The 24,652-nt window shown below is 65.8% G+C and carries 26 protein-coding genes; 8 read left to right on the top strand and 18 right to left on the bottom strand.

The features are described 5' to 3' along the window. Positions 1-66: 66 nt before the first annotated feature. A complete protein-coding gene (locus ACTXGA_RS06655; protein WP_443392353.1) occupies positions 67-801 on the top strand; it encodes a glutamine amidotransferase in 735 nt (244 codons plus the stop codon). Positions 802-849: 48 nt separating this feature from the next. On the opposite strand, the gene ACTXGA_RS06650 is transcribed toward ACTXGA_RS06655, so the two are convergent. From ACTXGA_RS06650 to ACTXGA_RS06610, 9 genes are all read right to left on the bottom strand, one after another. Beyond that, the gene (locus ACTXGA_RS06650; RefSeq protein WP_443392352.1) at positions 850-1,143 is read right to left on the bottom strand and encodes a Dabb family protein; all 294 of its coding nucleotides are present in this window, start codon (positions 1,141-1,143) and stop codon (positions 850-852) included. A gap of 85 nt (positions 1,144-1,228) precedes the next feature. Next, on the bottom strand, positions 1,229-2,383 hold the full coding sequence (locus tag ACTXGA_RS06645; protein ID WP_443392351.1) for an MFS transporter: 1,155 nt from the start codon (positions 2,381-2,383) through the stop codon (positions 1,229-1,231). After that, positions 2,376-3,131, bottom strand: a complete 756-nt coding sequence (locus ACTXGA_RS06640; RefSeq protein WP_443392350.1) for a DeoR/GlpR family DNA-binding transcription regulator — start codon at positions 3,129-3,131, stop codon at positions 2,376-2,378. The genes ACTXGA_RS06645 and ACTXGA_RS06640 overlap by 8 nt, the downstream gene beginning before the upstream one ends. A 124-nt stretch (positions 3,132-3,255) precedes the next feature. After that, complete coding sequence (locus tag ACTXGA_RS06635; protein WP_443392416.1) at positions 3,256-5,034, bottom strand: SLC13 family permease; 1,779 nt, start codon at positions 5,032-5,034, stop codon at positions 3,256-3,258. A gap of 21 nt (positions 5,035-5,055) precedes the next feature. Then, positions 5,056-5,979, bottom strand: a complete 924-nt coding sequence (locus tag ACTXGA_RS06630) for a DMT family transporter (RefSeq protein ID WP_443392349.1) — start codon at positions 5,977-5,979, stop codon at positions 5,056-5,058. Next, entirely contained in the window at positions 5,976-6,788 is an 813-nt protein-coding gene (locus tag ACTXGA_RS06625; protein WP_443392348.1) for a TIGR00282 family metallophosphoesterase, read from the bottom strand. The genes ACTXGA_RS06630 and ACTXGA_RS06625 overlap by 4 nt, the downstream gene beginning before the upstream one ends. A 73-nt stretch (positions 6,789-6,861) precedes the next feature. After that, positions 6,862-8,481 carry an FAD/NAD(P)-binding protein gene (locus tag ACTXGA_RS06620; RefSeq protein ID WP_443392347.1) on the bottom strand — a complete coding sequence of 540 codons (1,620 nt, stop codon included), beginning with the start codon at positions 8,479-8,481 and terminating at the stop codon, positions 6,862-6,864. A gap of 149 nt (positions 8,482-8,630) precedes the next feature. After that, entirely contained in the window at positions 8,631-9,320 is a 690-nt protein-coding gene (locus tag ACTXGA_RS06615; RefSeq protein WP_443392346.1) for an FG-GAP repeat domain-containing protein, read from the bottom strand. Positions 9,321-9,433: 113 nt separating this feature from the next. After that, positions 9,434-9,757, bottom strand: coding sequence for a 2Fe-2S iron-sulfur cluster-binding protein (locus ACTXGA_RS06610; protein ID WP_443392345.1), 324 nt, complete (start codon positions 9,755-9,757; stop codon positions 9,434-9,436). A gap of 201 nt (positions 9,758-9,958) precedes the next feature. Here ACTXGA_RS06610 and ACTXGA_RS06605 point away from each other — a divergent pair, with 201 nt between their 5' ends. Together ACTXGA_RS06605 and ACTXGA_RS06600 are read left to right on the top strand one after the other, a co-directional pair. Beyond that, entirely contained in the window at positions 9,959-10,291 is a 333-nt protein-coding gene (locus tag ACTXGA_RS06605; protein ID WP_443392344.1) for an OB-fold nucleic acid binding domain-containing protein, read from the top strand. Positions 10,292-10,400: 109 nt separating this feature from the next. Then, positions 10,401-10,943 (top strand): peptidoglycan-binding domain-containing protein, encoded by a 543-nt coding sequence (locus tag ACTXGA_RS06600; protein ID WP_443392343.1) that lies wholly within the window; start codon positions 10,401-10,403, stop codon positions 10,941-10,943. A gap of 94 nt (positions 10,944-11,037) precedes the next feature. On the opposite strand, the gene ACTXGA_RS06595 is transcribed toward ACTXGA_RS06600, so the two are convergent. The 5 genes from ACTXGA_RS06595 to ACTXGA_RS06575 form a co-directional block, all read right to left on the bottom strand. Further along, on the bottom strand, positions 11,038-12,504 hold the full coding sequence (locus tag ACTXGA_RS06595; protein ID WP_443392342.1) for a DegQ family serine endoprotease: 1,467 nt from the start codon (positions 12,502-12,504) through the stop codon (positions 11,038-11,040). A 315-nt stretch (positions 12,505-12,819) separates the two neighbouring features. Then, a complete protein-coding gene (locus ACTXGA_RS06590; protein ID WP_443392341.1) occupies positions 12,820-13,011 on the bottom strand; it encodes a DUF2065 domain-containing protein in 192 nt (63 codons plus the stop codon). Further along, positions 13,008-14,063 carry a protease modulator HflC gene (gene hflC / locus ACTXGA_RS06585; protein ID WP_443392340.1) on the bottom strand — a complete coding sequence of 352 codons (1,056 nt, stop codon included), beginning with the start codon at positions 14,061-14,063 and terminating at the stop codon, positions 13,008-13,010. Before hflC ends, ACTXGA_RS06590 begins: the two co-directional genes overlap by 4 nt. Then, complete coding sequence (gene hflK / locus ACTXGA_RS06580; protein WP_443392339.1) at positions 14,063-15,226, bottom strand: FtsH protease activity modulator HflK; 1,164 nt, start codon at positions 15,224-15,226, stop codon at positions 14,063-14,065. Before hflK ends, hflC begins: the two co-directional genes overlap by 1 nt. A gap of 89 nt (positions 15,227-15,315) precedes the next feature. After that, positions 15,316-16,758: an FAD-dependent oxidoreductase gene (locus ACTXGA_RS06575; RefSeq protein WP_443392338.1), complete on the bottom strand. Its 1,443-nt coding sequence runs from the start codon at positions 16,756-16,758 to the stop codon at positions 15,316-15,318. A gap of 158 nt (positions 16,759-16,916) precedes the next feature. Between ACTXGA_RS06575 and ACTXGA_RS06570 the strand changes: the two genes are divergently transcribed. Both ACTXGA_RS06570 and ACTXGA_RS06565 read left to right on the top strand, forming a co-directional pair. After that, positions 16,917-17,870, top strand: coding sequence for a calcium/sodium antiporter (locus ACTXGA_RS06570; RefSeq protein ID WP_443392337.1), 954 nt, complete (start codon positions 16,917-16,919; stop codon positions 17,868-17,870). A 97-nt stretch (positions 17,871-17,967) separates the two neighbouring features. Continuing rightward, the gene (locus ACTXGA_RS06565) at positions 17,968-19,230 is read left to right on the top strand and encodes a SulP family inorganic anion transporter (RefSeq protein WP_443392336.1); all 1,263 of its coding nucleotides are present in this window, start codon (positions 17,968-17,970) and stop codon (positions 19,228-19,230) included. Positions 19,231-19,360: 130 nt separating this feature from the next. Here ACTXGA_RS06565 and rpiA read toward each other — a convergent pair whose 3' ends face one another. From rpiA to ACTXGA_RS06550, 3 genes are all read right to left on the bottom strand, one after another. Then, positions 19,361-20,143: a ribose-5-phosphate isomerase RpiA gene (gene rpiA, locus ACTXGA_RS06560; RefSeq protein ID WP_443392335.1), complete on the bottom strand. Its 783-nt coding sequence runs from the start codon at positions 20,141-20,143 to the stop codon at positions 19,361-19,363. Between the two features lie 79 nt (positions 20,144-20,222). Further along, complete coding sequence (locus tag ACTXGA_RS06555) at positions 20,223-20,906, bottom strand: anti-sigma factor (protein WP_443392334.1); 684 nt, start codon at positions 20,904-20,906, stop codon at positions 20,223-20,225. Next, on the bottom strand, positions 20,903-21,454 hold the full coding sequence (locus ACTXGA_RS06550; protein WP_443392333.1) for a sigma-70 family RNA polymerase sigma factor: 552 nt from the start codon (positions 21,452-21,454) through the stop codon (positions 20,903-20,905). Before ACTXGA_RS06550 ends, ACTXGA_RS06555 begins: the two co-directional genes overlap by 4 nt. A gap of 91 nt (positions 21,455-21,545) precedes the next feature. On the opposite strand from ACTXGA_RS06550, the gene cobS reads away from it, so the two are divergent. The 3 genes from cobS (at position 21,546) to ACTXGA_RS06535 (ending at position 23,525) form a co-directional block, all read left to right on the top strand. Beyond that, positions 21,546-22,532 (top strand): cobaltochelatase subunit CobS, encoded by a 987-nt coding sequence (cobS, locus tag ACTXGA_RS06545; protein ID WP_443392332.1) that lies wholly within the window; start codon positions 21,546-21,548, stop codon positions 22,530-22,532. Positions 22,533-22,629: 97 nt separating this feature from the next. Further along, positions 22,630-23,040 carry a hypothetical protein gene (locus ACTXGA_RS06540; protein WP_443392331.1) on the top strand — a complete coding sequence of 137 codons (411 nt, stop codon included), beginning with the start codon at positions 22,630-22,632 and terminating at the stop codon, positions 23,038-23,040. Between the two features lie 89 nt (positions 23,041-23,129). Continuing rightward, positions 23,130-23,525 carry a hypothetical protein gene (locus tag ACTXGA_RS06535; RefSeq protein WP_443392330.1) on the top strand — a complete coding sequence of 132 codons (396 nt, stop codon included), beginning with the start codon at positions 23,130-23,132 and terminating at the stop codon, positions 23,523-23,525. A gap of 5 nt (positions 23,526-23,530) precedes the next feature. On the opposite strand, the gene ACTXGA_RS06530 is transcribed toward ACTXGA_RS06535, so the two are convergent. After that, entirely contained in the window at positions 23,531-24,565 is a 1,035-nt protein-coding gene (locus ACTXGA_RS06530; RefSeq protein ID WP_443392329.1) for a hypothetical protein, read from the bottom strand. Positions 24,566-24,652: the final 87 nt, after the last annotated feature.

Genomic DNA, 24,652 nt, shown 5'->3' with positions numbered 1-24,652 from the left:
CCCTGCTTGCCAAGGGCGCGCGGTCATACGTTGCGCGCCCGGCCCGGCTGAGGTAGCGATCAGGGCATGAGCCGATTTCTCCTCCTTCAGCTTCGCCCCGAAAAAGAGGCGAGCGATTCCGAGTACCGCGCCATGCTGGACAAGTCCGGTCTGGACGAGGCCCGCGTCCTGCGTATCCGACTGGATCAGGAACCCCTGCCCGCAAATCTCGACCCGGTGGATTACGCCGGCATCATCGTCGGTGGCGGGCCGGGCTGTGTCAGCGATCCGGTACAGACCAAGGACCCGATAGAGGCGCATATCGAACATACGATCCTGTCCCTGATGCCGCGCATCACGGCGCAGGACGTGCCCTTCATGGGCTGCTGCTATGGCATCGGTATCCTTGCGCATCACCTTGGCGCCGAGGTGTCCAAGAAACGCTTTGGCGAACCGGTGGGGCCGGTCACCTGCTACACCACAGAGGACGGCGCAGAGGATCCGCTGACCTCGACCATGCCGGCGCAGTTCGAGGCGCTGGTGGGCCACAAGGAAGCGGTGCAGAACCTGCCCAAAGGCGCGGTGCACCTGATCTCTTCGGGCCCCTGCCCTTACCAGATGATCCGCTACGGGCAGAACGTCTACGCGACCCAGTTCCACCCCGAGGCAGACGGCGCGGAGTTCGAAACCCGCATCCACATCTACCGCCACCGGGGCTACTTTGACCCCGAAGAGGCCGACCGCCTGATCGAACAGGTGCACGCCGCCGCGGTCACGGAACCGGCGCGCATCCTCGAAGGCTTTGTCGCGCGCTACGGGTAGAGGCCGACAGGCCCGTTTCCGGCGGCGCTGTCAGCGCGGCCTGTGCCGTCACAACTCATGCTGAATGGCGGCCAGCTTTTCCACCACATGCCGCGCATGGTTCATCACATAGTCCTTGTGCCGCGCGCCATCGACATACTGCTTGAACGATTTGTAGTCTTTGAAATCCGCCACCAGCGCCGTGTCATGGTGGTTCGGGCCACTGCCAACATTTGTGCCAAAGGTGTAGGACAGAACCTCCGGAGACTCCTCGCACATCGCGATCAAGTCGGCGCGCCAGTCCGCGCGCTGTTTCGGCGTCGCCTCAGGTTTGATGGTCACAAGGACGATGTGGCGCAGCATGATTTCCCCCCGTGGCAAGGGACAAACGGTGGCCGATGGAGCAATCGGCTGTCAATAGGCCCCGCCCTGCACAGGGCCTCGGCGTTCACCCTGCGGCCAGTACCCGGCTCCGCCCCAGCGCCGGGGCAAACGCCGCGATCAGCAGGGCAAGGCCCCCGACCATCACGAAGGACAGGCGCAGCGAGGTCGCCTCGGCGATGAATCCGATGGCAGGCGGCCCCAGCAACATCGCGCCATAGCCCAACGTCGCGACAGAGGCGATGGCCTGCCCGGCGGGCACCTCGGGATCATGGGCGGCCCGCGAAAAGGCCATGGGGATGACCGCCGCATAGCCCATGCCCATCAGCACGAACCCGATCAGCGCCACGGGCAAGGCATCGGTCAGAACGCAGAGGAAAAAGCCGCTGGCCGCCAGCACACCCGCCACCCGCGCCACCGCCTGCGGGCCAAACCGGGTGATGATCCGATCGACGCTGAGGCGCATGATCACCATGGTCACCGAAAAGGCCGCATAGCCCAGCGTCGCCTGCGACTCGGGCCGGCCCAACACGTCGCGCAGGTAGACCGCCGACCAATCCGCCGCTGCCCCCTCGCCCAGCCCGGCGGCCAGCGCCATAAAGCCGACAAGGATCAGCGCGCCGTGCGGAAAGGCAAAGATCGGCGCCTTGACCGGCGTCTGCCGGATGCGTGACGTCCAGGGGGCCTGCAGGAACGGCCAGAACACCATCCCCGCAACCACCGCCGCAATCAGGAAATGCGGCCCCGTCCCCGCGCCGATGCTGGTCGCCAGATAGCCGCCGCCCGCGCCCAGCCCGGCGCCAAGGCTCCACATCGCGTGAAACGAGGACATGACAGAGCGGCCCATGTGTTTCTCGACCTCGGTCGCCCAGCTGTTCATCGCCACGTCCATCGACCCGTGAAAGACGCCGAACAGGAACAGCGCCAGCCCAAGGAAACCGACAGAGGGCGCAAAGCCTACGGCAACCACGGACAAGAGATAGACCGCCCCGGTCCAGCGCGTGACCCTGACCGCCCCGTGCCGGTCGGACAGGCTGCCCGCCAGCGGGAAAGAGATCAGCGCGCCCACACCCATCAACAGCAACAGGACACCCAGCATCCCTTCGGACAGCGCCAGCCGGTCCACAAAGGTCGGCACGCGCGAGGCCCAACAGCCCAACAGCACGCCATTCAGAGCAAAAGCGGCGGAAACGCTGCGCCAAGGGGTCCGGATCCTAGACATTGCGCACCTCCAGCCCGGCCTCGGAAAAGCCTGCCGTTGTCCGGGTCGCCGCATCGGTGATCATCAGGTCCAACTCCTCGCAGGGGCAGACGCGGTGCCGGGCCCGGCGGTTCAGCTTGGCCGCGCCGGTCACGGCCACCGCGCGGTGGCTGGCGGAGATCATGGCGCGCTTCACATCCGCCTCGTCCCGATCATCGGCGCTGAACCCGAACCCGGGGTCGATGCCGCAGACGCCCAGAAAGACCAGATCGGCAGCGATGTCCTCCAACTCCCGCACCGCCGCATGTCCAACAGTGATCGCGCCCGAGGGGGACAGCCTGCCGCCGATCAGTTGCGTTTTCACACCGGCGGCAAGGCAGGCCAGCGCCACGGCGGGCGCGGGCGTCACCACAAGGCAATCCGGCAGCGCCGGCATGACCTGCGCCAGCGCCAGCACCGTCGCCCCGCCGTCCATCATCAGGACCATGCCATCCTCGATCAGCGGCAGGGCTGCCGCCGCCAGCGCCTCGTTCCGCGCGCCAGAGGTGGCCACCCGCGTCAGGGCGTCCGGCCCCGGACGGCTGACCGGCATCGCGCCACCGCGCACACAGCGCGCAACCCCCTGCGATTGCAGCAGTTTCAGATCGCGCCGCACCGTGTCGATGGACACGCCGAATTCAGAGGCAAGCGCCTGCACCTCCAACGGAAGACCGCGTTGCAAACGGGCGCGCAGCAGGCTTTGCCGCGCTTCGGGAACATTGCTGGACATGGATTACTCGACGGTTTCGAATCCGCATCATGCGGCACCTTGCTGCCTTTTGCCGCAAAATGCAGCGTAACGCAAGGGTCTACAAAGAGCCGCGCCTCCACAAGGACGCGGCATCACCCGCGGACTACAGCGGCCAGAAAAACGGGATCAACAACGAGGCCAGAACACCGATCAACAGGTTCATCCCAAGGCCGATGCGCGTGAAATCCGTGAACCGGTATCCGCCGGGACCATAGACCAGCGTATTTGTCTGGTATCCGATCGGCGTCGCAAATGCGCAGGAGGCGGCGATCATCACCGCCACCACAAGCGGGCGCGGGTCCACTCCGATTGCCTGCGCAAGACCGATGGCCACCGGCGTCACCACAACGGCAACCGCATTGTTGCTCACCGCCTCTGTCAGGGCCGAGGTCAGGAAGAAGACCGATGCCACCAACAAGACCGGCGGCAAATCCATCAGGTATGGCGCGATGGCCTCAACCAGCAGTTTCACGGCGCCCGACGCCTCCAGCGCCGCGCCGATCGCCAGCATGGAGAAGATCAGCGCCAGCAACTGGCCCTCGACAAAAGAAAACGCCTCATCCGAGTCGATACAGCGGGTCAACAGCACCACAGCGACCGCGATTACCGCCAGCGCCAGAATAGGCGCAATCCCCAGCGCCGACAGCACCACGATGGCCGCAAGCGCGCCGATGGCAACCGGCGCGTGACCGCGCCGGAACGCCCGGACCGTGGGATGCGCCACGTCGACCAGTTCCATTTCGTTGGCCAGCCGCTTGATATCGTCGGGACTGCCTTCCAGCAGCAGCGTATCGCCCACGCGCACCACCAGATCGTCCAGCTGACGACCGATGTTCTGGTTCCGGCGGTGCACGGCCAGCGGATAGACACCGAACCGGCGGCGCAGGCGCAGCGCGCCAAGGCTGCGGCCCACCATCTTGCAGCCCGGCGTGATCAGCACCTCGACCGTCGATGTTTCCTTGGCCGAAACCTGATCGACGCGCTTCAATTCCTTGTTGCGCTGCAGAGACAGCAGTTCCGTCATCTGCGTGCGCAACACCACCCGGTCGCCCACCTGCAGTTCAACCCCCTGCAGGTTGCGGCGCAGCGATTCATCGCCCCGGATCACGTCGATCAGCCGCACCCCGTCGCGCTTGAACAGCTGCACGCCCAGAACATCGCGCCCGACAAGGTTGGATTCCGGGGGAATCACCGCCTCGGTGAAAAACTTCATCCGGCTCCGGTCCGACAGCATCCCCGCCATCGAGGTCCGCTCTGGCAGCAGGAACGGCCCGGCGACCAGCACGAACAGCATGCCCGCAACCGCCAGAATGGCGGCAAGGGGCGTGACCTCGAAAATCGTGAAAGGCTCCAACCCGGCAGAACGCGCAACACCGTCCACCAGCAGGTTCGTCGAGGTGCCGATCAGCGTGGTCGTGCCGCCAAGGATCGCGGCATAACTGAGCGGAATCAACAGCTTCGACGGCGCTATGCCCAGAGATTTCGCGATCTGAACGAAGATCGGCAGCATCACCACCACCACCGGCGTGTTGTTCATAAAGGCCGATGCCACGACCACCAGCAGCAGGATCCCCCCCACCGCAAGCCGGGGATTGGTCGCAACCGCCGACTGCGCAAGGTTGGTTATGGCATCCAGCGCCCCGGTTCGCACCAGCGCCCCCATGACCACGAACATCGCCGCAATGGTCCAGGGGGCCGGGTTGGACAGCACGCCCAGCGCCGCCTCATAGGGCAGCACCCCCATGAACAACAAGACCGCGACTCCGCCGATGGCTGTCACCTCGGTCGGATAAGCCTCGCTCACAAAGAGCACGAACATGACGAAAACGACGCCGAGCGCCACAATTGCCTGACCCGATTGGCCCAGTTCCATCGCCAACATTTGTTGCATGTCCGCCTGCTCTCAACCCGCCGCATTCTGGCCCGGCGCGGGGGCCGGTACAAGCAGTTTGACCCGCCGCGGTTGCACCAAAACCATACCGCCCATCATCAAGGCAGTCGCGGCCCAGACCCAGCCGGTATAGGCCTCGTCCAGAAACAGCATCGCCCAGCCCAGCCCGAACAGCGTCACCAGATAGCTGACCTGAGCGGCAAAGACGGATCCCGCCCGCCCCACCAGCCAGACATAAGAAGAATAGGCAAAGGCGTGCAGGAATCCACTGGCGATCACCGCCTTGTCCGGGACGGTCAAAGGCAAGGCGGGGGTGATGAATTGCCCGCTGAACGCGGCCAGCGGCAGGCTCAGCACAACGCCCATGACAGAGGCCCCCGCCAGCACCTGCACCGCATCCAGCCCCGCCGTGCCCCAGCGGGCCACCACGTTGCCCTCGACCGCGTAACACAGCGAAGAAATCAGCGCGACGCCGATCCACAGCGCCTTGACGCCCTCGGGCAGGCTCGCCTCCGGCAGCACCAACAGCGCCACCCCGCCAAGACCAAGGAGCAGGCCCAGAACCCGTGCAGGCTCCAGCCGCTCGATGCCCAGCATCAGGGCCACGGGCAGCGCGAACATCGGCACCGAACTCAACAGGATCGACAATACGCCGGACGGCAGATGCACCGCCGCCTGATAGCCGGCGATCCCCGGCAACAGCGTGCCCACCAGCGCCACGAACAGGTATAGCTGCAGCGCCCGGCCGTGCAGCGGCAGGCGCTTGCCCTTAAGCAGCGTCAGCGCCCCAAGGATCAGCGACAGCAGCACGGTCTGCCAAAAGATCAGCCCGAAATGCTTGTAGCCTTCGGAAACGGCGACCTTGGTCAGCGGTTGCGTCGCCCCCCAGGCCGCGCCGGTCACGACCAGCGTGGCAAAGGGCAGCAGTCGGTTCACGGTCCCGCCGGTGCCAGCCGTCCGCCCTGCCGCACCATCTCGACCCGGCGCGCCTTGCCGGTCATGTCGTCGGTCTCGACATAGACGCCGGACAGCGTTGCCTCACCCAGCGCCGGGTTGAACCGGCCCTTGGCCATGCCGTTGACAAAGCGGCGCAGCGGTTCCGCCGGTTCCATCCCGATGACGGAATTGTAGTCGCCGCACATGCCCGCGTCCGACTGGAACGCCGTCCCGCCCGGCAGGATCTGGGTGTCCGAGGTCGGCACATGGGTATGGGTGCCCACCACAAGGCTTGCCCGCCCGTCGCAGAAATGGCCCATGCCCATCTTCTCCGAGGTGGCCTCGCAATGGATATCGATCACGATGGCCTGCGCCTGTCCGCCCAGCGGATGGCGTTTCAGGGTCTCGTCCACCGCGACAAAGGGGCTGTCATAGGCGCGGCTCATGAACACCTGCCCCAGCGCCTGCACCACCAGCACCTTGCGCCCGCGCGCGTCCTTGTACAGCGCCGCGCCCCGTCCCGGCGCCTGCCGGGCAAAGTTCAGCGGACGGATGATACGGTTTTCGCCCTCGATATGGGTCAGCATTTCCTTCTGGTCAAAGGCGTGATCGCCCAGCGTGATCACATCCGCCCCGGCCTCGAAGATGGCCTTTGCATGTTCTGCTGACAGCCCATGTCCGTTCGTGGCGTTTTCCGCGTTCACGATCACGAAATCCAAACGCCAATCCGCGCGCAAACCGGGCAAGCGATCCGTGATCGCCTGCCGCCCGGCGCGGCCCATTACATCACCAAGAAAGAGTATTTTCATGGGCGCCATGGGTAATTCGCGCCGCCGCGAAAGCAAAGCCCCTATCTTGCCTGTTCCGGCCCGCCAATTCCGGTCAGCCAGTGCGCTTGATCACTCCCTCGGCCCAGCGTTGGCCAGAGGCCCCGAAACAGTCGTGCAGGGAGTCCGACGCCACCACGCTGCCCAAGGCCAGCCGCCCCAGCAGACACAGCCCGGGCACCGCCTGCCCGTCCGCCCCGATCAAGGTGCCATCCGCCGCCGTCCGCGCCGCCAGCCCCTCGGCCAGCACGCTCATCCGTCCGTCCTTCACCAGCCCCGCCACCGGCTCGGCCGTCACGGCCTCCGGATCGGGCGAAGGCATCACGCCGTCGATCATGACCCTGGCCACCTCTGTCCGGCCGTTCAGGGTCAGTGCCCAGCCCTTATCCACCATCTCGATCCCGGGATCGGCGGACAGGTCCAGATCGACCAGCCCGGCCTCGATCAGCGCCGCAAGCTCGACACTGGCGGACAGGGGCGGCCCGTAGGAATAGCGTTTCAGCCCCTCGTCGAAGTCTATGATCTTCTGCGCGGTCTCCGGCGGGGTCTCGGCGGGGTTGTACCCGATCCGCAAGGGATCCTGCCATTTCCGCCAGACCTGCCCGACCACATATCCGATGGTGGGCTCAGCCTGCCCGGCGGCCATCGCGATCCCGTCCTGCAAGGTCTCGACGGGTCCGCCGCCCTCCTGCGCGCCCGGTGTTTCCCACTCCGTCGCCAGCCAGTCCTCTACCTGCGCCGCACCGGCATCCGGCAGGATACGCGCCACCACCGGCACAAGCGCAGAGGTGATCAGCGGCGCCACCTCCTCTGCCGACCCACTCGCCGCCTTGCCAATGGCCCGTTCGAACACTGCGGTTTCCTCGTCCAGAGGCGCAAACCGCGCGTCCAGCGCCTCGGTCCCCGGCTTCGGAAAGGGCGGCTTGCCGTCCAGCGAAAACGGAACGACCCGCGCGGGCTCCCGCCCCGAGGCGTGATAGCGCCCGCCGTCAAACCGCCCGCCCTGCGCCGTGGTCAACGCCCGCAGCACGTCAAAGGCCGAGAGAGCCAGCCCCCGGATCGCCACCGTTTGCCCTGCCCAATCCGCCGCTGCGGCCGCAAGATCCCGCGCCGGATAAGCCTGCATCAGCCTGCCCGATGAGTGCCCACTGTGCGCCTGCCAATCCGTCAATTGCGGATCGGGGCGCACCTCCGGCTGGCCCGGCGTCAGCAGCACTTCGGCATAGGGGCCATACCGCTGCCCCTCCGCCTGCAGCACCCATCCCCCGGACACCCGCTGGACGGCCTCCACCCGCACCGCCCGGAGCGTCAGCGCCAGCAATCCAAGGTCCGTCAGATCGGACCAGCGCGCCTCAAGGTATCGGCCCAGATCGGCACGGGCCGGAAAGACGTCCGGACCGGGCGCATCCTCCAGCCAGTCGGCAAAGCCGCCCACCCGGGTGAAGCCCGGCGGCCGGATCGCAATGTCCCGCATGGGGATGTTCAACAGGCAGAACCGGCTTTCGTCCGGATCGAAATTCGGCCCGGCCCCGCAGGCGGGCAGCGCGTCGAAGACATCCACCGACAGCGACACATCCGCCTGACGCACCTGCGCGGCCAGCGACTCCAAGGCGCCCAGCCCGCGCGGGCCCAATCCGATGACGGCGATTTTCGGGGGGGTGGTCCTGGGGGCCATTGTTGCGCTTTCCTGCTGGCCTCGACCCATCGCCGAGGGCGGCCTGTCGCCGCCGGGGTGCCGACAACAGCCAACAGGTTATCTCGTGAAAGCGGAATTGGTTCCCTGTTGGGCGCAAGGTTTTCAGGCGGGCAGCAGGGAAACCCGCCTCAGCGGCACGCCAGCGCCGCGTCGATCCGGCCCCTGTCATAGGCCCCAAGATCGCGCGTGCTCAACTCGCCGTCATACCTTACCGCCACGATCCGCGCCCAGTCTCCGCTGGCCAGAATCATCTCCGGTCCCGCGTCACAGCTCCGCAGCCCGCCGACGATGTAGTCCCAGCCGATGCGATGGTTGGTGACGCCGGGCAGCGCCGCAACCTCGCGCAGCGCGCCATCCGCATAGCGCCAGACGCGCAGGGTCTTGGCCAGATGCGGGCGGTCGACATAGGCGATCTCGATCGCGCCATCGCCATCCAGATCCGCCGCCCCCACAGGCGCCAGCCAGCGGAACCGCTGTCCGATGAACGGTGTCGCCGCCAGCGGCGCAAGATCCCCGTCAGACACCGACCAGATCGCCAGCCGCGCGCCCCGCGCCGCATGGCTTTCCACGGTCACGATCTCCGGCACCCCGTCCCCGGTCACGTCCCAGAGACGCGGCGCCACATCTTCGAACACCAGCGGTGCCTCCCAGCGGCGCCGCAGGACGCGCCCATCCGACAGGGTCACCGCCAGCGTGTCATATTCGATCTCGTCCCCCAGCACGCCATGCGGGTAACGCGTCACCTCGCCTTCATAGCGGGCAGAGACCGCCTCCTGCGCCACGGCGGGCGCAAGCGACGTTGCCAAAAAGAACGACATCAGCCACGCGCCGCGGACGCAACGGTCCAACAGACGCAATGGCCGACGCGGCGCCTGAGCGGCATTTCCACCAAGCGAAGCGATCCTCGCCGACCCGGGAAATGCCCGCGCCATCAGATCTGCTTTTCCGGCATCTGCACCACCAGACCGTCCAACTCGTCGGTCACGCGCAACTGGCAAGTCAGGCGGGACCGCTTGGGATCCGGCTCATAGGCGAAATCGAGCATGTCCTCTTCCATGTCCTCGCGCCCGGGCAGCTTCTCGACCCAGTCCTCCGCCACGTAGACGTGGCAGGTGGAACAGGCGCAAGCGCCGCCGCAGTCCGCCTCGATTCCGGGGATATTGTTGTCCCGCGCGCCTTCCATCACGGTCAGCCCGTTGGGGACGTCGACGACATGTTCCGTGCCGTTGTGCTCGATGTAGGTGATCTTCGCCATTCCACCGCTCCTGAATTCTGATCAGCGCCATACCTAGTCGGCTCCCGCGCCGCCTTCCAGCCTCCTTTGCGTCATTTTCCCGGCGTTCCGCGTCAGACCGGCCCGGTTTCCGCACCGAATTGCCGCAGGCCGCCCGCACGCGCCCAAAATTCGCGCGGCGGCGGCTTGGCGCGGTGCGGCAGATGTTCTACATTCGTTCTCATGACATGGCCCCGCCCGCCCTCCTGCATTCCCGCCAACCGTCTGGGTGAGCCGCCCAACGGCGCGCGCGTCACCGTCGCCGGGATCGTCATCCTGCGGCAGCGCCCCGGCACCGCCAAGGGCGTCATCTTCATCACGCTGGAGGATGAAACCGGCGTCGTGAACATCATCGTCTGGCGCAAGATGTATGAGGCGTTCCGCCGCGCGGTGATCGCCGGACGGATGCTGCGGGTCACCGGCCGCGTGCAGCGCGACAATGGCGTGACCCATGTGATCTCCGAACAGATCGAGGATATCTCCCCCCTGCTCGACCGGCTCCTCGACGCACCCTAGGCGGCACTTGGGCAACAAGGCGCGCGCCCGCGTCCGGCAATCTAGGCAGATCGCAGCCAATCGGCTATTGTGCCGCCAACAAAAAGGCACACCAGAGGCCCGAGCAGTCATGTCCCGTTCCCGATCCACCGCAGCCCGCGGCATCGCGCCGTTCTGTGCGCTTGTCCTGCTGTCCGCCTGCGACACCCCGCAGGCCGTCTCGCGTGAGGCGCAGGGCCCCGAAGGCCCGCCCCCGCCCGCCGAACAGATGGCCGACGGCACCTGCCGCGCCCGCGACGTCACACCGGCGATCTACGAACAGGTCATGGGTCAGGTGCAGGTGGTGCAGGCCGAGATCGCAGAGGACGGCACCATGATCCGCCCGCCGATCTACCGCAAGGGTCCGGTGCCGCGCGTGGTTCAGGAACGCTCCGAAATCACCTTCGCGGCCCCCTGCCCGCACCAGATGACCCCAGAGTTCATCGCCTCGCTCCAGCGGGCGCTGGCGGCGCGCGGCTATTTCGCGGGCAATGTCACCGGCGCGCTGGACGCCCCCACCACCGCCGCCATCCGCAAATACCAGTCAGAGCGCGGCCTCACCAGCGCGCAGCTTTCGCTGGAAACCGCCCGCGCGCTCGGCCTCGTCGCGATCGACCTCACCGAACCGCTATAAGGCACCACAGGCGCACGACCACGCAGGCGACGGAAATCAAAAAGGGCGGCCCCGCGGGACCGCCCTCTTTTCTTGTCTGGCGTCGAAAACCCGATCAGCCCTGATCGAGCGACAGCGCCACGAACCGCGGGTCGCCGTTGCGGCGCACCAGCAGCAGGATCGACTTGCGGCCCTCGTCACGCGCCTCGGCGATCCGGTCTTCCAGATCCTCGATGCTTGTCACGGCGTTCTGGCCGGCCTCGGTCACGATGTCCCCCGCGCGCAGCCCCTTTTCATAGGCCTCCGCCGTGGTGTCCACATCCATGACCGCCAGACCCTGCGTGCCATCGGCAAGGCTCAACTCGCTGCGGATCTCATCCGTCAGCGGGCTCAGCGTCAGGCCCAGCACCTGCACCTCGTCCGGGGTGTCCGGCACCGCCGGTGCCGCTGCCGGAACCGCGCCCTGCGCCTCTTCGCGACGGCCCAGCGTCACCTTCAGCGTCTGCGTGGCGCCGTCGCGGTTGACCACCACGCGCACCGCCTTGCCGACGGGCGTATTGGCGACCACACGCACCAGCTGCCGGGTGTCCTGCACGTCGACCCCGTCGAAGGACACGATCACGTCACCGGCCAGCATCCCGGCCTCTTTCGCCGGACCTTCGGGAACGTCGGACACCAGCGCGCCCTTGGCTTCGGCAAGGCCCAGCGCCTCGGCCACGTCGTCACCGACGTCCTGGATGCGCACGCCCAGCCAGCCACGGCGCGTCTCGCCGAATTCCTTCAGCTGGTCGATCACATTGACCACCACGTTCGACGCCATCGAAAAGCCGATGCCGATCGACCCGCCGTTGGGCGACAGGATCGCGGTGTTCACGCCGATCACGTCGCCGTCCATGTTGAACAGCGGCCCACCAGAGTTGCCGCGGTTGATGGCGGCATCGGTCTGGATGTAATCGTCATAGGTGCCGCTCAGCGCCCGGTTGCGGGCTGAAACGATCCCGGCCGAGACCGAAAAGCCCTGCCCAAGCGGGTTGCCCATGGCCATGACCCAGTCGCCGACACGCATGGTGTTGCTGTCGCCGAACTTGACGTATTTCAGCGGCTCATCCGCCTCGACCTTCAGCAGGGCGATGTCGGTGTTCGGGTCGGTGCCGATCAGCGTCGCCGGCAGCTCGAACCCTTCGAAGAACTCGATGGTGATCTCGTCGGCGCCTTCGATGACGTGGTTGTTGGTGACGATGAACCCGTCTTCGGAAATCACAAAGCCGGAGCCCAGCGCCGAGGACCGGCGCGGACGGCTCGGCCCGCCGCGATCCTGGAATTCACGAAAGAAATCCTCGAAGGGAGAGCCATCGGGCACGATGCCCTGCGGCCCCGTGCGCCCGGCCACCGTGGTCGAGGTGGTGATGTTGACGACGGCGGGACTGATCCGCTCGGCGAGATCGGCAAAGCTTTCGGGCACGCCGCGCGCCTGCGCCATGAGGGATTGCGATACGATCAGGACCATCGACAGCGTCGCAAGCCAGAACAGCCGCAACGGTGTCGCATTCTCCCGAGTCAGAGCGAGGGATTGAGGTTTCAAAGGGATCTCCTTGTCTCTGCCAGCCAGCAGCCGCGCAGGCCACGCGCTACCGCCTGCCTCCTGTAGTTCACTGTGACAAACATAGGTGCGCGCGCGCAACACCAAAGACCCTAATCCGCGATCTCACGAGGGCGTGACTCGCTTTTGGCGAAAATCAGCTTGTTTCGGCGGTCTGTTCCGCGCCCGGCCCTTGAAAACCGCCCCGCACGGCCACCCGGAACAGGCGCGCCCGGCCTTCTTTGGGCTTTCAAATACCTCGGGGGCGTCGACCGCAGGGAGACGGAGGCAGAGCCCCCGCCACGCCCACATGGGGCGTCACCCCTTGGCGATCCACAGAACCGCGACACCGCTGACCACGGACAACAGCCCGATCATGCGCCTTTGCTCCAACGGCAAGATGCGCAGCGCCTCCAGCAGGCGCTCCACAAGCGAAGGGGCCAGTGCATAGACCAGCCCCTCGATGACGAGGACCATTCCGATCCCCAGTATGATGTCCGACCCGGTCAATTGTCGGTGGGCGTCGCGTCGGGTTCAGGCGCGTCCGGAGCCGGGGCGGGTTCGGTCGGCGCGGGCGCCGGATCCGCCGGGGCGGGTGTCGCCGGGGCGGGGTCCGTGCCCGGATCCGCCGTCGGTGCCGCCGGGGCCACCGTGCTGGCACGCGGCACGGCCTGGCTCAGCGGTTCGCCAATCGCCACCTCGTTCTTGAAGTAGTCGAAGAACTGGCTGTCCGGCGTCATGACCATGGTCGAATTTTCGCCTTTCAGCGAATTTTCGTAGGCCTGCAGCGACCGGTAAAAGGCAAAGAACTCCGGGTCCGCGCCATAGGCTTCGGCAAAGATCCGGTTCCGCTCGGCATCCGCCTCACCGCGGATCACGTTGGCTTCGCGTTCCGCCTCAGACAGGGTCTCGACCACGGTACGATCGGCCAAGGCGCGCACGCGCTGCGCCGCTTCGTTACCACGGGCACGTTCGTCCGCCGCCTCACGTTCACGCTCTGCCCGCATCCGGTCAAAGGTGGCGTCAAGGTTCTGCGCCGGCAGGTTGGTCTGCTTCAGTCGCACGTCGACCACGTCCAGCCCCAGCGAGCGCGCTTCTTCGCGGGCGCTGTCACGGATGCGGTTCATTAGCTCACGACGGTCGACGGACAGGATCCGGTCGGAGGTGACCTGATCGGCACCCAGAACCTCACGGATCTGCGCGGTCAGAATGCCGCCCAGACGGTCCTCTGCGACGCGGATGCCGCCGATGCCCACGGCCTGCCGGAACTGGACCACGTCGGCGATCCGGTAACGAGCAAAGGCGTCGACCACCAAGCGGCGGTCATCTGAAGGCGTGACTTCGATGGTCTGCGTGTCCAGCGACAGGATACGGTCGTCGTAGCGGACCACTTCCTGAATGAGCGGGATCTTGAACGCCAGTCCCGGGTCTTCCTTGACCGCGCGGATCTGACCGAACTGCAGCACCAGCGCCTTTTCGCGTTCGTCGACGACAAAGATCGACGACAGGAACACGACGATGCCCACCACGAGAACGGGCAAAAGATAGGTTGTCTTGCGCATCACTGGTCACCTCCGCTGCTGCGGCGAAGTTCATTGAGCGGCAGGTAGGGCACAACACCGCCCCCGGCCCCGCCGCCACTGGTCACCGAATTGTCGAGGATCATCTTGTCGACCGATCCCAGCACGCTTTCCATCGTTTCGATATAAAGACGGCGGCGGGTCACTTCCGGGGCCAGCGCGTATTCCTGCTGAACGGAAGTAAAGCGCGCCGCCTGACCCAGCGCCTGGTTCACCACCTGCGCGCGATAGCCTTCGGCCTCTTCGCGCACCTGAGCGGCGGCACCACGGGCCTCGGCCACGACACGGTTGGCATAGGCATCCGCCTGACGCTCCAGCCGGTCACGTTCCTGTTCCGCGGCCTGAACGGCGCGGAAGGCGTCGATCACCTCGGCGGGCGGGTCGGCGGTATCAAGGTTGATCCGGACGATGCTGATGCCGGACTCGTATTCGTCCAGCGTCGCCTGGATCTGCTCACGCGCGCTGTCGGCGATGGCGCCACGGTCACGGTTGAGGATCGGGGCAAGGTTCGAGGCCGCGATGATCTCGCGCATGACCGATTCAGACACCGCCTGAACGGTCAGCTGCGGGTCGCGGATATTGAACAACAGCTTGGACGGATCCGCGATGTTCCAGACCACCTGGAAATCGATGTCGACGATGTTCGCGTCGGTGGTCAGCATCAGACCGTCATTGCCGCCGCGTCCGCCACCGATGGTTTCGGTCCGTTCCGAGGTCACGTTGACCACCTCGTAGGTGACCAGCGGCCAGGGGGCAAAGTTCAGACCCGGGTTGCCGGTGTCCGAATAGCTACCAAGGAACAGTTCCACCGACTGCTCTTCGGGCCGGACCGTGTAGAACGATCCAAAGGCCCAAAGCGCGACCAGCCCGATGACGCCCAGCGCCACGGTGCCGCGCGTCAGACCGGGACCGCCCGGACCGCCGCCGCCACCGGAGCCGTTCTTGCCGCCGTTGCCGCCACGGCCGCCCATCAGGACGCGCAGCCGTTCCTGGCCCTTTTTCATCAGCTCGTCGATTTCGGGGATCTGGCCTTCCTCCGGACGGCGTCCGCCGCCCCCGCCGCCACTCGGCGGGCGCTGGCCGTTTCCGCCGCCGTTCTGGTTGCCACCGCCGCCCCCCCAGGGGCCGCCGCTGTTACCTGCCATGAACTCGGTTCCTTCCTCGTCTCTCGGATTGCTTTTCTACCTGTGCGCGCGGCCCGCAATTTCAAGCGTTCCGCTGCATTCTGCCGCTATCAGGAACGGCGGATCGGGTTGCGCATGGTCACGATTTCCTCAGACATGGTGGGGTGTACCGCCACCGTCCTGTCAAAGTCTTCCTTGGTCGCGCCCATCTTGATCGCGATCCCGGCAAGCTGGATCATTTCGCCCGCCCCCGGCGCCACGATATGACAGCCCAGCACCTTGCGCGTCTCGCAGCTGACGATCAGCTTCATCAGCACCCGGTCGGGCTGATCGGCAAAGGCGGTCTGCATCGGCCGGAATGAGGTGCAGTAGACCTCGATCTCTTCACGGTCGCGCGCGTCCTCTTCGCTCAGGCCCACGGTGCCCATCTCGGGCTGCGTAAAGACCGCCGAGGGGATCAACTCGTGATCCACCGGCGTCGGCTTGCCCCGGAACACCGTGTCAACAAAGGCCATGCCCTCGCGGATCGCCACCGGCGTCAGGTTCACCCGGTCGGTCACATCGCCGATGGCATAGATCGAGGGAACCTTGCTCTGGCTGTACTCGTCCACCTCGATGGCGCCGTTGCGGGTCAGGGTCACGCCCGCCTCTTCCAGCCCCATGTCCCCGGTGTTGGGCTTGCGGCCAGTGGCGAACAGCACCGCGTCGAACTCGCGGATATTGCCATTGGTTGCCTTGACCCGGATCAACCCGTCGCTGGGGCCAGCGTGATCGTCGCCACCGTATTGCTTGGCCTCGACCGGGGCGGCGTCCAGCCCCTCTTCGCGCGGATCACCCGCGCGGTGCATCTCGACGATGTTGGTGCCGGTGTGCAGGTCGATCCCGCGTTCCTTCATCGCATCCGCGATCAGCCCCCGCGCCTCTTCGTCAAAGCCGCGCAGGATCTGCGCGCCGCGGTAATACTGCGTCACCTCCACGCCCAGCCCATGCAGGATGCAGGCGAATTCGCAGGCGATATAGCCGCCCCCCACGATCAGGATGGATTTCGGCAACCGTTCCATGTGGAAGATGTCATCCGACACCATGCCCAGCTCGGCATTCGGCAGGTCGGGCCGCACCGGGTGTCCGCCGCTGGCAATCAGGATATGTTTCGCCGTCTTCACCTCGCCGGTGGACAGCTCGACCGTATGCGCGTCCTTGACCCGCGCGCGGGCATCGAAACTCTCCACGCTGGAACCGGACAGCAGCTTGCGATAGACGCCCTCCAGCCGGTCCAATTCCTCGTTCAGTTTGCCGCGAAAGGCCGTCCAGTCAAAGGCCCCGTCCCCGATGTCCCAGCCATAGGCGCGCGCCTCGGCGGGCATCCCGGCGTATTCGCTGGCAAAGACCATCAGCTTTTTCGGCACGCATCCCCGGATCACGCAGGTGCCGCCATAACGGTCCATTTCGGCCAGAGCCACCTTTGCCCCGGTTTCCCCCGCCGCAACGCGCGCCGCACGCACGCCGCCGGACCCGCCGCCGATGACAAAGAGATCATAGTCGAAATCGCTCATGCGTGGCTCCCAGATTGCTTCACCGTTGTATTTCACATGCCTCCTGCGAAGGCCAGACGGCGAATGCCCTCCGGACGCACCGCCCGGCCCTTGACCTTGGCCACGGCACTCCCACATCCTGCCTGCTCCAGCTTCGGAGCATCTGAGGAACTTCTTTCATGGACATCCTGTTCGTTCTGCTCGGGCTGGCGGCGCTGGTCGCGGGCGGCGATTTTCTGGTGCGCGGCGCGGTCGCCGTGGCACGCGGTCTGAACGTGCCGCCGATGGTGATCGGCCTGACGCTTGTCGGCTTCGGCACCTCGGCGCCGGAACTGGTCACCAGCCTGCAGGCAGCCCTCAGCGGCGCACCCGGCATCGCGGTGGGCAACGTGGTGGGAAGCAATATCGGCAACGTGCTGCTGATCCTCGGGTTGGCGGCGCTCTTGCGGTCCATCGCCGTGGACCGCCGCGCGCTGATCCGCGACGGCGGCATGCTGGTCGTGGCCACCGGCTTCGGCGTCTTCGCCCTGCTGCAGGGAGAGGTCGGCCGCCTGACCGGCATCTTCTTTCTGGTCACCCTCGCGGCCTATCTGACCGGCACGCTGATCGCCGAAAGGCGCAGCAGCACCGCCGCCGCAGCGGTCTACGAGGGAGAGGCGGACCTTCTGCCCGTGCGCCCGGCCCGCATGCTGCCCTCTGCCCTGCTGGCGCTGGCGGGGCTGGCGCTGACGATCCTCGGGGCGCGCTTTCTTGTCATCGGCGCGGTCAACCTTGCCGCCGCGGCCGGCGTGTCGGAGACGCTGATCGGGCTGACCATCGTCGCCATCGGCACCTCGATGCCGGAACTCGTGACCTCGGTCATGGCGGTCCGGCGGGGCGAAGGAGACGTGGCCTTTGGCAATATCATCGGCAGCAACATCTTCAACTTGCTGGGTATTCTTGGCGTCACCGCCCTTGTCACCCCCATTGCCGTCCCGGCAGAGGTCATGGCGCTGGATGTCTGGGTCATGTCGGCGACCACGCTTGTCCTCTTGGTCTTTGCCACCACCGGCGCGCGGATCTCGCGCCGGGAGGCGGGCGCACTTTTGGCAGGCTATGGCCTCTACCTCGGGTGGCTGATTGCGCAGGCCTGATCAAAGCTTACGCAAATCCTGATCAAATCCGGGTGGCCACAAACCTGCGACGTTGCGTCATTTGCGACGCGCGCCGCAGAGGCGTAGCGATATCCTCATGACACCCAAACTTCTGACCACCCTGCCCGGTTACACCGGCGACGCGCTCCTGCGCGATACGCTGGCCGGGATTACCGTTGCCATGGTGGCGCTGCCCCTCAGCCTTGCCATCGCCATCGCCTCTGGCGCGGATCCGGCGGCAGGTCTGGTGACGGCGATCGTGGGCGGCTTCCTCGTTTCCCTGCTGGGCGGCAGCCGGGTGCAGATCGGGGGACCGACCGGGGCCTTCATCGTGGTGGTCTATGACGTCATCGTCACCCACGGCTATGACGGGCTGGTCATGGCGACGCTGATGGCGGGGGTCATCCTGCTGATCGCGGGCGCGCTGCGCGCCGGGCGGCTGATCGCGCTTGTGCCGGAACCGGTGATCAACGGATTCACCATCGGCATCGCCATCATCATCGCCACCAGTCAGCTCAAGGACCTCTTCGGCCTGCAGATGGCAGAGGTGCCTGCCGATTTCCTGCCAAAGGTGGCCGCCTATTGGGAGGCGCGCGACAGCCTCAGCCCCGAATCGCTGGGCGCCGGTCTGATGACGATGATCATGATCGTTCTGCTGCGCCGCGCATGGCCGCAGTTTCCGGGGCTGATCCTTGCCGTGGGCGCGGTCTCCGCGCTGATCGCGATCTTCGCCCTGCCGGTGGACAGCATCCAGTCGCGCTTTGGCGCGTTGCCCCGTGGCCTGCCGATGCCTGCCCTGCCCGCCTTCACGCTGGAACGGATGACGGAACTGCTGCCCTCCGCCTTTGTGATCGCCTTCCTTGCCGGGGTCGAATCCCTGCTGTCGGCCATGGTGGCCGACCGGATGATCGAAGGTAAGCACCGCCCCAACGCCGAAATGCTGGCGCAGGGCGCGGCCAATATCGGCTCCGCGCTCTTTGCCGGGCTGCCCGTCACCGGGGCCATCGCCCGCACCGCAACCAACGTCCGCGCCGGGGGCCGGACGCCCGTGGCCGGGCTGGTCCATGCCGGTACGATCCTGATCGTGATGCTGGTCGCCGCGCCTCTGGCCGGGTTCATGGCCATGCCCGCGCTTGCGGGCCTGCTGATCCTCACAGCCTGGAACATGAGCGAGCCGCACAAATGGCGGACCTACGCCTCCGAGCGGCCCTCGGACCTTGTCCTGTTGTTGCTGACGCTGGTGCTGACGGTGGTGGCCGATCTGACCGTGGCGATTGCAATGGGCGTGGCGCTTGGCCTTGCCCTGCGGCTCTCCCGGCGCGGCGTGCCGCCGGCGGATTGGGACCCCCGCGACTACTGAATTCGCCGGGGCCAAGACAGGTTTCTGCAGGCCTCTGGAACCTGCGCAAATCCTAAGAGAGGGTTAAACCACCCCTCCTAAGCCCTTGATTCTGCATTCCCCCTAAGCTGTCCACGCGTGGACAGCCTTTTCAGACGTCGCTGAAAATGTTGTCATCCTCGACAAATTCCAGCCGCGTCTCGCTGACCGTGCCCTCATTGATATCCCGCGTCTCCACGCGGCCATCGCCGTGGCCGATGATCACCTTGTCGCAGATATCGATGAACAGCCCATTCTCCACCACGCCGGGGATCTGGTTCAGCACCATGGCCAGTTGCCGGGCATTGCCGATCCGCCCCAGATGCAGGTCTAGGATATGGTTGCCCTCATCGGTATAGAACGGCTTGTCCCCGTTCATCCGCAGCGTCGTCTGACGCCCCATCACATCCATCGACACCAGGGTCTCTTCGATCAGCGCCTGAGAGGTCTGCAGCCCGAAGGGGATGACCTCGACTGGCAGCGGAAAGGCCCCCAGCCGCTCGACCTCCTTGGCCGCGTCGGCGATGACAACCATCTGGTCGCTGGCCGTGGCCACGATCTTTTCCTGCAACAGTGCCCCGCCGCCGCCCTTGATCAGGTTCAGGTCGCCGTCGAACTCATCCGCGCCGTCGATGGTGATATCCAGCCAGCGCGCCTCATCGAGCGAGATCACCTCGATCCCCACATCCCGCGCCAGTTCAGCGGTGCGGGTCGAGGTCGGCACGCCGCGGAACCGCAGCCCCTCCTCGCGCACCATCTCACCCAGGCACCGCACCAGCCATGCCGCGGTCGAGCCGGTGCCCAGCCCCACACGCATGCCAGATTCCACGAGGCTCGCAGCCTGTTTCGCGGCGGCAAACTTGGCCTTGTCGATGGGGGACAGCTCTCCGGTCATGGGGTTCTCCTTGGCGCTGGGGATGGCAGACGGCGCCCTTATAGGGCCAGCCTGCGGGCGGGGCGAGGCCAAATCGCCCCTAGTTTGCCTCAAGCCGCCCTTCGGCGCGGGCCGCACCCGAAGGCGCGCCATCCGGCGCACCGCCCGCCGGTTCCTCGCTGACCATCAGCCGCGCGCCGTCCAGTTGCGTCAGCATGACGGGCGGCACCGCCACCAAAGTCTCTGCCGACCGCAGCAGCGCCAGGGACACCGGCGCGCCCTCCTCGGGCAGCAGCCAGAGTTCCAGCACCCGCCCCTCCTGAGGCGCATCCGACAGGCGGTCCAATGTCAGCACCCCGGTTTCCGGATCGAAGCGCGCCGACAGGGTCAACTCCGCCGCCCCGGTCAGCTCCGCCTGCAACGTCGGGCGCGCAGGCTGCAGCATCCCGGAGGTGAAAACGATCCACGCAATAACAACCCCCGCCACCGCACCGACGAGGTAAGGCAGAACCTGCCGCCACACCGATGGCACGCTGGCGGCGTTGCCAAAGATCCGCGACTCGATCCGGCGCAGAACCTGCGGCGGCGGCGCGACCTGAGGGACAGGGTCGGTGAAGGTCGCAAAGTACTCGGTCCAGGCCGCGACGTCCTGTTGCAGGTCGATGTCCCCGGCCAGCCGCGTCTCGAACGCCTCGATCTCTTCTTTGGGCATCAGGCCCAGAGCGTATTCCGCCGCCGCAGCCTCAAAGCCGCCGGGCAAGGTAATGTTCTTCTGCGTGCTCATTTGCTCAGACAGTCGCGCAGGTGGATCAGATCGCCGCGCAGAACCCGGCGCAGGCTGGACACGCTGGCCCCCGCGCCCCGGGCAAGGTCAGCATAGGTTGCGCCGTAGAGGTACGCCTGCCGCAGCATCTGCGCCCGCTCGCGCGGCAATTCGCGCATGCAGGCGTCCAGCACCCGGGCCTCTTCACGCTGCCCCTCCACATCGCCTTGCGACGGGCGCGGCGGGTAGAGACGCTCGGTGATGTCCAAGGGGCCTGCGGCACGACCAGAGGCACGTTCCGCCGCAAGACGCGTGATCGCGGCATCCCGCGTGATCGTCACCAGCCATGTCAACGGAGACGCCATCGCCGGCCGGTACTGACCCGCGCGCTCCCAGACAGAGGCATAGACCTCTTCCAGAATATCCTCAGCCAGGGTTTCGTCGCGCAGGATCTGCAGCGCGAGGCCGTAGAGACGCGGCGAGGTCGCCGAATAAAGCTTGCGGAAAGCGCCCCGGTCGCCGCGCGCCACGCGGCCCAGCAGGGCCTCCATGTCTTGTTGCGCCGTCATGCGTTGTGACTCACCACTTCCCCTTGCCCCTCTCAGCAATATGTTGCACGTAACGCCAGACATACAGATTGGATAGAGGGACGCGGGCACAATGGCGGACGGCATGATCGATATCAACGCGAAACCGACCGAGGAAATCTCTGTCCGTGAGGTGTTCGGCATCGACACCGACATGATCGTGCACGGTTTTCCGGACCGGTCCGACCGCGTGCCGGACATTGATTCGACCTACAAGTTCGATCCCGACACGACGCTGGCGATCCTTGCGGGCTTTCGCAACAACCGCCGCGTGATGATTCAGGGCTATCACGGCACCGGCAAATCGACGCATATCGAACAGGTCGCCTCGCGCCTGAACTGGCCCGCCGTGCGCGTCAACCTCGACAGCCACATCAGCCGGATCGACCTGATCGGCAAGGACGCCATCAAACTGGTCGACGGCAAGCAGGTCACCCAGTTCCAGGAAGGTATCCTGCCCTGGGCGCTGCGCAACCCCACCGCCATCGTCTTTGACGAATACGACGCAGGCCGCGCCGACGTGATGTTCGTGATTCAGCGTGTGCTGGAAACCGACGGCAAGCTGACCCTGCTGGACCAGAACGAGGTCATCACCCCGCACAAGTACTTCCGCATCTTCGCCACAGCGAACACCGTGGGCCTTGGCGACACGACGGGCCTGTATCACGGCACCCAGCAGATCAACCAGGGCCAGATGGACCGGTGGTCACTGGTGGCGACGCTGAACTACCTGTCGATCGACGCGGAAACCGCCATCGTTCTCAGCAAGGCGCCGCATTACAACAATGAAAAGGGCCGCAAGACCATCCGCCAGATGGTGACCGTGGCCGATTTCAGCCGCCGCGCTTTCATGAACGGCGAGTTGTCGACCGTCATGTCGCCCCGGACCGTGATCGCCTGGGCGCAGAACGCCGAGATTTTTCGCGACGTCGGCTATGCCTTCCGCGTGTCCTTCCTGAACAAATGCGACGAGCTGGAGCGCCAGACCGTGGCCGAGTTCTACCAGCGCTGTTTCGACGAAGAACTGCCGGAAAGCGCGGCCAGCATCAGCCTGGGATGATGCCTTTCTGACCGGCTCACGGGCCGGTCGCCCCCCACCGAACGCTGTTCCAACCGCCTGTTAACCAATCAGGCGTAGCGTTCGGTGCATGAACGGATTGCGAAGATATCTCGCAACGCTCCTCCTGTTCCTTGGATCAGCGCTGCCAGCGGCAGAAAATGCCGCCCCCTCGGATGAGGCGCTGATGCTCTCCGCCTGCCGGGGACGGTATACCGCCCTGCTGGAACATGCCTGGCTGATGCAGGACAATATCGAGGCGGTCAGGATGCGCCGCGATCTATTCGCCGCTATGCAGACCGCCCTCTTGCGCGACGCGCCGGAACAGTTCCGCATGGAACGCGCGCTGTTATCCTTTCGCATCGCCCAGAAACGCGTGGCGGCAAATCTGCTGAACACCGCGCGGTTCCACACGGACCAGCGCCGCGCGCGCTATGCGCTTGGCCAGATCACCCAGCAACTGAAGCAGTGTGATCGGCTGGTGATCGGGCTTGCCCCGTTGGGCGCGTGACCCGGCGGATCGTGTCGTCGCGGCACCCGTCGCAAAAGTTTTCATTTCGCACAGTTTTTATGCCATAATTCGGGTGTAAAGTCGCATTCATGAGCAAAATGAAAGCTCTTCTTCTCGCGCTCTCTCTTCTGTCCGGGCTTGCCGGGCCGCTTGCCGCGCTCAGCCCGGAACCAAGGGAACGCACGCAGATCTTTGCCTCCTGCCTTGGCCGCTATTCCGCCATCATGGAACACAACTGGCTGATGGGTGAGGACTCCGCTGACGCGGTATCGCACCGCGAGGTGTTCGAGATGCTGCTGTTCGATGTCGCCCCGGCCTCTGGCCTCAGCGGGCCAGAGATCCTCGATATGCGCATCCGGGCCAAGATGGCCCATGCCCACCTGCTGCAAACCTCGACTTTTCACCGGGATCCGACACGCAAGCAACTGGCCACCGCCAACCTGCGCCGCGCCATACGTCCCTGTGAAATGCTGATCCTCGCCTGACCGGCTCAGCGAATACTCGGGCAGAAACCATCGCTTGCCTCGGCAATCCGCTGCATCGCCCCGCGCACCTCGTCGGAACTGGTGAAACCGATGAAACCTTCCATGAAGTCCTTCATCTCCTGCCGCATCCGGTCGCGTGTCTCCTCATCCACGGCCGCGCGCATCTCGCGTGCCAACCGCTCACGCCGCATCCCCTCAGCGATGAAACGAAAGACCAACCGTTTCACCCCGTCCATACCGTCATCGCCAAGCGCATCGACAAAGGGCCCTTCGCCATCCGATATCTGGTGCGTGAGACAATCGAAATTCCGCGATTGGCTGAGTTCGAACACCGCCACCACACCGAGCGCCAGTTCCGCCGCCCCCGGCGCGACCCGCGTGTAGGTCTGAACGTAGTCAAGTTGCTTCCGTGAGGCCGGATCGCGCAGCGCGCCCTCCAGCACCAGAACATCGCCCGCAAGACGCAACTCCAACGGCAGTTCGAAATGGTTCATCTTTGTCTTGACTTCAAGGTCATGCGACCGCTGGAACTCTAGCTGTAGGCCGCTGTAGCGCACGGGTTGCTCATCAAAGCGCGGGACGACGAACGCGCCCCCCGGGTCCCGTTCCAGCACCGCCTCCGCCATCAGCCCGAGGTATTCGCCATCCTCGGACCAGAGCGGGTTTGCGGCTGGCGCCACCGCCTTCATCCAGTATTGCCGGACTTCCAGTGTGCCCGGCTCCTTCCCCGGCGCAAAGACCAGGAGTTCCTGTCCCGGAACGACCGCACCAACCACGAATTGCAGCACCAGATCACCCAGCCAGACGCCGTGCAGGTCTGACAAATCCCCGACCGGCTCCGCCTCGGCCACCGCGTTTATGTTATAGATGAACATCTGCAGAGCTTCCCGCGAACAGCCCAGCGGCCCCCCCGGATCTTCGGAAACGCCAGAGGGCGGCGGGGGCACCCGAAAGGCGGCCTGTATCTCGGCACAGGTGGCATCTGCCCGGACGACCCCCGGAAGCAGCAGAAAGCCGGCAACAATCAAACGCATCATCATGAGAGTTCCTTCGCTGGAAAACAAATCCGATCAATACGGCAACCTACCCCGAAAGTGCCTGCCGACCAAGCGTGCTCCCCCCTTGCG

It is taken from the genome of Antarctobacter jejuensis (genome assembly GCF_052266595.1).
Taxonomy (GTDB): Bacteria; Pseudomonadota; Alphaproteobacteria; order Rhodobacterales; family Rhodobacteraceae; genus Antarctobacter; species Antarctobacter jejuensis.
The sequence above is the reverse complement of the archived record's forward strand: the minus strand, read 5'-3'. Positions and strand labels throughout refer to the sequence as shown.

What these genes read in the sequence shown, in the direction of transcription:
- rpiA (WP_443392335.1), bottom strand. Translation starts at nt 20,143, where the DNA reads ATGACCGGAGAGCTGTCCCCCATCGACAAGGCCAAGTTTGCCGCCGCG.
- ACTXGA_RS06570 (WP_443392337.1), top strand. Translation starts at nt 16,917, where the DNA reads ATGGACATCCTGTTCGTTCTGCTCGGGCTGGCGGCGCTGGTCGCGGGC.
- ACTXGA_RS06610 (WP_443392345.1), bottom strand. Translation starts at nt 9,757, where the DNA reads ATGGCGAAGATCACCTACATCGAGCACAACGGCACGGAACATGTCGTC.
- ACTXGA_RS06535 (WP_443392330.1), top strand. Translation starts at nt 23,130, where the DNA reads ATGAGCAAAATGAAAGCTCTTCTTCTCGCGCTCTCTCTTCTGTCCGGG.
- ACTXGA_RS06635 (WP_443392416.1), bottom strand. Translation starts at nt 5,034, where the DNA reads ATGTTGGCGATGGAACTGGGCCAATCGGGTCAGGCAATTGTGGCGCTC.
- ACTXGA_RS06645 (WP_443392351.1), bottom strand. Translation starts at nt 2,383, where the DNA reads ATGTCTAGGATCCGGACCCCTTGGCGCAGCGTTTCCGCCGCTTTTGCT.
- ACTXGA_RS06600 (WP_443392343.1), top strand. Translation starts at nt 10,401, where the DNA reads ATGTCCCGTTCCCGATCCACCGCAGCCCGCGGCATCGCGCCGTTCTGT.
- ACTXGA_RS06550 (WP_443392333.1), bottom strand. Translation starts at nt 21,454, where the DNA reads ATGACGGCGCAACAAGACATGGAGGCCCTGCTGGGCCGCGTGGCGCGC.
- ACTXGA_RS06620 (WP_443392347.1), bottom strand. Translation starts at nt 8,481, where the DNA reads ATGGCCCCCAGGACCACCCCCCCGAAAATCGCCGTCATCGGATTGGGC.
- ACTXGA_RS06565 (WP_443392336.1), top strand. Translation starts at nt 17,968, where the DNA reads ATGACACCCAAACTTCTGACCACCCTGCCCGGTTACACCGGCGACGCG.
- hflK (WP_443392339.1), bottom strand. Translation starts at nt 15,226, where the DNA reads ATGGCAGGTAACAGCGGCGGCCCCTGGGGGGGCGGCGGTGGCAACCAG.
- ACTXGA_RS06530 (WP_443392329.1), bottom strand. Translation starts at nt 24,565, where the DNA reads ATGATGATGCGTTTGATTGTTGCCGGCTTTCTGCTGCTTCCGGGGGTC.
- ACTXGA_RS06575 (WP_443392338.1), bottom strand. Translation starts at nt 16,758, where the DNA reads ATGAGCGATTTCGACTATGATCTCTTTGTCATCGGCGGCGGGTCCGGC.
- ACTXGA_RS06555 (WP_443392334.1), bottom strand. Translation starts at nt 20,906, where the DNA reads ATGAGCACGCAGAAGAACATTACCTTGCCCGGCGGCTTTGAGGCTGCG.
- ACTXGA_RS06615 (WP_443392346.1), bottom strand. Translation starts at nt 9,320, where the DNA reads ATGTCGTTCTTTTTGGCAACGTCGCTTGCGCCCGCCGTGGCGCAGGAG.
- ACTXGA_RS06640 (WP_443392350.1), bottom strand. Translation starts at nt 3,131, where the DNA reads ATGTCCAGCAATGTTCCCGAAGCGCGGCAAAGCCTGCTGCGCGCCCGT.
- cobS (WP_443392332.1), top strand. Translation starts at nt 21,546, where the DNA reads ATGGCGGACGGCATGATCGATATCAACGCGAAACCGACCGAGGAAATC.
- ACTXGA_RS06625 (WP_443392348.1), bottom strand. Translation starts at nt 6,788, where the DNA reads ATGAAAATACTCTTTCTTGGTGATGTAATGGGCCGCGCCGGGCGGCAG.
- ACTXGA_RS06650 (WP_443392352.1), bottom strand. Translation starts at nt 1,143, where the DNA reads ATGCTGCGCCACATCGTCCTTGTGACCATCAAACCTGAGGCGACGCCG.
- ACTXGA_RS06605 (WP_443392344.1), top strand. Translation starts at nt 9,959, where the DNA reads ATGACATGGCCCCGCCCGCCCTCCTGCATTCCCGCCAACCGTCTGGGT.
- hflC (WP_443392340.1), bottom strand. Translation starts at nt 14,063, where the DNA reads ATGCGCAAGACAACCTATCTTTTGCCCGTTCTCGTGGTGGGCATCGTC.
- ACTXGA_RS06655 (WP_443392353.1), top strand. Translation starts at nt 67, where the DNA reads ATGAGCCGATTTCTCCTCCTTCAGCTTCGCCCCGAAAAAGAGGCGAGC.